The 6671-nt window shown below is 50.4% G+C and carries 6 protein-coding genes; all 6 read left to right on the forward strand.

The window, feature by feature from the left end:
• Positions 1-664 (forward strand): hypothetical protein (locus ACLL9E_RS07930; RefSeq protein WP_411291199.1); only part of this gene is annotated, 664 nt, incomplete at its 5' end.
• On the forward strand, positions 664-2115 hold the full coding sequence (locus ACLL9E_RS07935; protein ID WP_411291200.1) for a GumC family protein: 1452 nt from the start codon (positions 664-666) through the stop codon (positions 2113-2115). The genes ACLL9E_RS07930 and ACLL9E_RS07935, both read left to right, overlap by 1 nt.
• Positions 2116-2124: 9 nt before the next feature.
• The gene (locus tag ACLL9E_RS07940) at positions 2125-2907 is read left to right on the forward strand and encodes a CpsD/CapB family tyrosine-protein kinase (RefSeq protein WP_411291201.1); all 783 of its coding nucleotides are present in this window, start codon (positions 2125-2127) and stop codon (positions 2905-2907) included.
• 346 nt (positions 2908-3253) lie between these two features.
• A complete protein-coding gene (locus tag ACLL9E_RS07945) occupies positions 3254-4519 on the forward strand; it encodes an exopolysaccharide biosynthesis polyprenyl glycosylphosphotransferase (protein WP_411291202.1) in 1266 nt (421 codons plus the stop codon).
• A 762-nt stretch (positions 4520-5281) separates the two neighbouring features.
• Positions 5282-5992, forward strand: a complete 711-nt coding sequence (locus ACLL9E_RS07950) for a PEPxxWA-CTERM sorting domain-containing protein (protein ID WP_411291203.1) — start codon at positions 5282-5284, stop codon at positions 5990-5992.
• A 65-nt stretch (positions 5993-6057) separates the two neighbouring features.
• Entirely contained in the window at positions 6058-6642 is a 585-nt protein-coding gene (locus tag ACLL9E_RS07955; RefSeq protein WP_411291204.1) for a L,D-transpeptidase, read from the forward strand.
• Positions 6643-6671: the final 29 nt, after the last annotated feature.

A 6671-nucleotide genomic window follows, 5' to 3' on the forward strand; every position in this document is an offset into this window, starting at 1 on the left:
TTCCCGCCTGAGTGATACAAATCAACCCGACTACCGAACTGCAAGCATCGGCGCTGGATACGGGCGCCGCTTGTCTGAGCGTACCACAATTAACGCTGGCCTGACGGGCACGCTGGCTGATTATATTGGTACCAAAAATGGGGATGCGCGGATCCTCGGTCTGAAGATCGGAATTGACAATAAAATAAACGAACGCGTAAGCTTGACGGCAAATATCGGGGTGTCTGTGGCATCAGTGGATGACGCATTTGGAAAATCGCAGACCGATACCTATCTGACTGGCTCGTTTTCCATCTGTGACAAGGGTGTTAAATCTGCGTTATGCGGATCCTTTTCCCGAAGTGCAGAACCAACTGCGCTCGGGGGCGTCCGAGCGGTAACCAACTTGGCAGCTGTTTACGACAAAACATTGAGCAAAAGTGAACGCCTTGTTCTGTCGGCGCGCTATGGCCAGACAAGCCAGAGCTTTGCTCCGACGCCAATAGCTGGAGCCCGAAATATTCAAATCTATGGCGCATCGGGGACATATTCAAAGGACATTAGCGAACGGCTGGCTTTTGTCATCACGCCCAGCTTTACCAAAGAGGTCGAAAGACGATTTCGCAACGAGAGCAATTACGCTGTCACGGTCGGCGTTAGACTACGACTTGGAAAGTTGCGTTAATGGATAATTATGGATCTGACGGCGCCGACACAGAAGAGGGTTCGGGTAGCAATTTCATTCCGTTGTTACCAGTTATACTGTGGCAACGCAGATGGTGGGTCATCGTTCCGGCGCTGATAGGAGTTGTGGCTGCGATTGCTGCAATCTTCCTGATTAAACCTGTCTATCGGGCAAATGCAGTCATGCTGGTCCAGTCACCGCAATTGCCGACTGAAGTTATTGGTACGGATGAGCTTGATGTAGTTGATCGCCGTATTGCCCGCATTCGCGAACAAGTTACCGCGCGCCCTGAATTGATCGCACTGATCGACCGTCATGGCCTTTACGATTCCGAACGAAAATCCGATCCTTTATCCGAAGTCATCAAGGATATGCGCGATGCCATTACGCTTACTCCTACGCAATCGAGTGGACCTGACAGCAGCTCAGCTCAAAAGACCATCGCGTTCGAACTGGCATTTGATTACCGTGAACCAATAGCTACACAAGCGGTTGTCCAAGATCTGATGAACCGCATTTTGCAACTAGATGCCAGCGGCAATGTCGAACAGGCAACAAACACAGTCCAGTTTTTGACTGACCAGTCAAAAGGCCTCGAAGCCCAAATTGCAGACCTTCAAGGAAAAATTTCAGCCATAAATGCGCGCAACGGCGGCGTGTTGGCCGGAGGGAATATGATCGTCGCCGGCGCGTCTGGAAGTTACGATGTGCAGATTGCTTCACTGCAGCGTGATAATCAGTCGCTTGTCCAGCAGCGCAATGTTGCCCAAACCAGCGATGTCCGCGATCCAATTGTCTCCGCAGCAGAGCAAAGACTTGCGGCCGCCCGCGCGGTATATTCTGAGACCCATCCTGATGTTGTGGTCGCCAAACAGAATCTGGAGCAGGCTAAAGAACTTGCAAAGAGCAATACGCGCAAAATTCCGGTTGATGTAATTGATCAGCAAATTGCATTTAATAACTCGCAGATCGCGGCTTTGCGTGCTGCAAAAGCTGGGGAACAGGCGCAAGTCAGTTCGCAACTTTCTGCGCAAGCACGCGCGCCATTGGTCCAGCAGCAAATCGCCGACCTGCAGCAGAGTTTGATTGCTGTAAACGAGCAATATAAACAGGTTCAGACCCGGTTGTTGGCTGCGAGGGCTGGCGTGCGTGCAGAGGACGAGCAGATGTCTGAGCGCCTTTCGGTTGTAGAACCGCCCGTCATTCCGGACAGCCCTAGCAAGCCCGATCGACTGAAATTGGCGCTTGGCGGTATTGGTGGAGGATTAGCGTTAGGAATATTTTTGGCTTTTGCCATTGAACTGTTCCTTAAACCTATAAGAGGTCCGGCAGCGCTTCAAAACATCATGGGGGCAGCGCCGTTGGGCGTAATTCCGGTCGTGACAGCAAAGGCCACCAAAAAGCGCAAATGGTTTGGTTTGCCATTTTCGCGCGCAACAAAGTCAAATTAGGGGTTATTTATGTCGACTGCTGTTGTGCCAAGCATTACAGGTCAACTACCAATGAAGCTCGGCAGCTTGCCGATCTTTACGCCCGATGCCGAGGTTTTGAGTGATCAACTGATTGTTGGGCTGGACAGCCGCGACAGCCGGTCTCGCGCGTTTAATCTGCTGCGTACAACCTTGGCAAAGCGTATGAAGGAAAATGGACACCGCCTGGTCGGCATTACATCAGCGACGCCTGCAGCCGGTAAATCGTTTCTTTCACTCAACCTAGCGGCATCACTTTCAAGGGTTTCTGAAGAAGACGTGATCTTGGTCGACCTCGATTTGCGCCGGGCTTCCATAGCGGATGGGGTCGGGATGCAAGTGAAGAGAGGAGTTAGTGACTTTCTTGGCGGTGAATTGTCCGACTTGGCCTTAATCGGATCCCGCGTGCAAGATACGCAGCTGGTGCTCTTTCCTACAAAACAGGTCGCACAAAATACAGCCGAGCTCCTGACGGGGCCAAATTTCGAAAAATTCATATCTGATCTGAGGCAGGATACTGGCGACTCGGTAATATTATTTGATCTGCCGCCAGCATTTGCAAATGATGATGCCATGCTCATTCTTTCCCAACTCGATGCCTATGTGATGATCATCGACAGCGGCAAAACCAACGCCAAGCAGGTGCAGGAAGTGTTAGGAATGCTGCATCCGGTACCGTGCATCGGCACAGTCCTTAATCGTTACAATGGCGGTTTTGCTGACAATTATGGTTATGGCTACGGTTCGTCGGCTTATGCAAAATATTATGATTAAACGATAAAAGATTGGACGAGGATTACGGGTAAGCACATTCCCGTAATTTCCAAAATATAGGCAATCTCATTTAACCGTTACAACACCGATGGAATGATGGATAATTTTCAAGGTATAATTTTTTATCTTTATTGTTTTATTTAGGAACGGTTAAGCGGATTGTATATTTTATCCGTTTGTCCCAAATAGCGGCCATTGACCAAGTACCATGCGAGTTAAGATCATCGATAAGTCTTATCCATCTCCGCCTAAAGCCGAATTATTTGATCATCAATTTTCGAAGTACCCATCACGCGATAAGCGCACTTTATTATATGGGTTGTCGTTTGTTTTAGATGTTGCCTCAATGTTCGGTGGATACGGTTTTGCGCTGTTTGTGCGCGAACCCCAGTGGCTGGAGTCGGGCGGCTACGCATTAATAATCTTGGCGATTCCCTTGTTTATAATGTTCGAAATTGCCCGCGAAGCCCAGTCGGAGGAATCGCTTAATAACAGGCTGCTTGCCATTCAGCGTTCGGTTGGGGCGTTATTGGCTACAGCGCTGGTTGTGATTGGATTGACATTTCTAATTGGGTCAGAAGATCTTTCACGGCTTGGCTTCCTCGTCACTTTCGGCGGAGCAGCGTTTTCCATCATCATATCCAAATTCATTGTGGACTGGCTTTTCAAAAAGATTTTGAACGGTTCGGCGACAACAACAATCCTGTTGCTTGATGGCCTGCCAGCCGCTGGTGAGCAGGGGGTGGACGTTCTGAATGTCGGTCAGGCAGGCTTATGGCCGGATCTTGACCGCCCAGAAATGATTGACAGCCTGTCGCGTATTATCTCTCCTTATGACCGGGTTGTGATCGCTTGCAGGTTTGACCATCGATCGGCGTGGGCGACATTCCTGAAAGGCCACGATGTGGGGGGAGAAATCCTGCTTGACCGAGATCTGCTTCATGGTGCTGTCGCGATCGGACAATATTGTAACCAGGATACAATCGTTATTTCGCGTGGACCCTTAAATCTTGTCCATCGATTGCAGAAGCGTGTGTTGGACCTTTTTGTGGCATCGATTGTGGTTTTGTTTCTAGCGCCTTTGCTAATGGTCGTGGCTCTTGCGATAAAATTTGACAGTCCAGGGCCGATCATGTTCCGCCAAATCCGCGTTGGGCAAGGCAACCGCCAATTTAGCATCTATAAATTTCGTTCGATGTGTGCCGACAGCGGAGATATGCGTGGCGATAGGTCGGCATCACGTGACGACGACAGAATTACCCGCGTCGGCCGGTTTATTCGCAAAACCAGTATCGATGAGCTACCGCAATTGCTGAATGTTTTGCGTGGGGACATGAGCCTAGTTGGTCCGCGACCCCATGCATTGGGGTCATTGGCTGGAAATGATCTGTTCTGGCAAGCGTCCAAGCAATATTGGCTTAGGCACGCTCTCAAGCCAGGCATCACCGGTTTGGCTCAAATCCGGGGTTTCCGTGGTGCAACGCAGAAAGTAGACGACCTTGAACAACGCGTCCGCTGCGATTTGGAATACTTGACGAACTGGTCCATCGGGCTTGATCTGATGATTTTACTGAAAACTTTGCGTGTCGTGGTGCATAAAAATGCGTATTAACTGCGCTAGGGAACTTTGCTCAGAACTCGGCCTATCATTTAATTTTATCGCGTCTAGTAGACACATTTTGGGACGTCAACGTTGACCATCTCTGGCGCGATGCGCCTGCCATAGAATAGCTACCCGTCCCAGTTCGCAACCCAAGCGAAATTTCTTACCTTTTATTCTTTATGATTGCGTAAAGTTGCTTTCGGATCAGAGAGCCACTCAGATGCAATTGGGCCTGATCATAGCCTTCTTTACCAAGTGCAATTTCGAGATGCCTGATGTTGCGACAGCATCCCTCCCTTGCCAGTTGGAAAGCCCGGAACACGATATCACTCATTATCCGCTCCCTTGATCAGTATCTTCGTCGACTTTTCGGTGGCTGTCCTAACAGCCTCGTCCATGACCTAGTTCTATCAGTCGTGACCGTCAGCAACGATTGTTTTTGTCGGGTTTATGAGGGAATAAACTTCTAACCCGAGCAAATGTTCAATATCAATCGTATCGAGCGGTTAACTCTGTCAAAGACTGCCGCAAGGCTTTGGACCTTGCGGATTTTTTAAGCGGCCAAGGCCTACGCACATCCTTCGTCCTGAAATTGCCATGTTTTGGAACAATTGTAACATGAGGTCGTTTTCTTTTGGTTCGTAACGCGGGGAATTTTGATGAGCAGTCTTTCATCTTTGCAAATAACTTCCACCGTATATCCATCATCCGTAATGATTGTAGTTAACGCGCTTCACAAACAGCCCAGAAAATGCGAAAGCGTTGTTTGAAATGAAAAGGTCCAGCTTTCCAAATCGCGGTCGCGCCAAAATATTCCTTCTTGGAGGACTTAGCCTCGTTGCTCTGCTTGGCACTGGAACTACAACAGCCGGTCATAAACTTATCGCACAGATTGGCATTGGCGATTCGTTCGCTAAAACGACCGAAGCTGCTGAACGTCTCGTCGAGAACGGTAGCAATGCTGTGCAGGCGTTTTTAGGTAGGTCGCCGGGTGAACGCGGCGCAGCTGATATTATAAAGGGCAAAGCTAAGCGCGCTCTTGCGAAAGATGATGCACCGATAGGCAAGCCGAAGCCTACTCAACGTGCACTTGGCAAGACATTTGACGATCCGCTTTTGAGCTTAGCTGGACCGCTGACCTCGGCCCCTGGTGTTGAATTTCTTCCTGTTGACGCCGCGCCTGCTGCAGCATCGATTCCCGCCCTGGCCTTGACTGTTCCAGGCGGATCTGGCGGTTTCACCCCTGTGGGCGGCGGATCGATCGGCGGTGGCGTTGGCGGCGGATCTGGCGGCGGTGGTGGTGGTGGCGACGGAATCGTGCCTCCTCCGCCTGCACTCCCTCCTGTTGCGGCTGTTCCAGAGCCTTCGACCTGGACTTTATTGTTAATCGGCTTTGCTGCCGTTGGGGCGTCCATCCGGCGTTCAAAAAAGGCGGGCAAATTGTCCGGCCCTGATCGAGCTGGAAATTGCGTAACAGCTTAATTGCCGGTCTGCTGGTTTTATCTATAGCATTGGGTGTTGCAGTGTTCGGAAAGAGTTTTTTTGCCGTGTCAAAAGCAACTTCCGCAACTTCATCCCCGCAGCCAGAACGTGTGAACGCGCCGCTCAACCCGCATCGCGACTTCATTTCAGTAAGTGATGCCAAGTTGCTAGCTGAACGCAAACTTGCCCCATCCACAACCAAGAGCCTGTTGAAGGTCCCTGCGGTCATGAGGCATGGTGATTTTGTTTGGAATGAGCAAGGAATCGCCAAGGGCCATGTTTATATTTGGGTCGATCTGCGCCGCCAGATGATTTCGGCATTTCGAAACGGCCATGAGATTGGTACCGCTGTCATCATATATGGCGCAGAAGACCGAAGCTCGCCGGAAGGCCGCTTCCCTATTCTCAACAAGCAGCGGCATTATCACTCACGCACCTATGACGCGCCTATGCCCGCATCCTTGTTCATCACCAATGATGGAGTGGCGTTGCATGGCAGTGAGATGTCAAGCCGGCGTGCGTCGCATGGATGCATTGGTCTTCCCGTCGCATTTGCCGAACAATTGTTCGATGCAGCCAAGGTCGGGGACATAGTAGAGATAACCCGATCTCAAAAAGACCCGCGCGAGTCGTCCCGTTCAAAAGGTTAACTTTGCGTTAGCTATATGGCGCTACGATG

It is taken from the genome of Sphingorhabdus sp. (assembly GCF_046596595.1).
In the GTDB taxonomy this organism is placed as follows: Bacteria; Pseudomonadota; Alphaproteobacteria; order Sphingomonadales; family Sphingomonadaceae; genus Sphingorhabdus_B.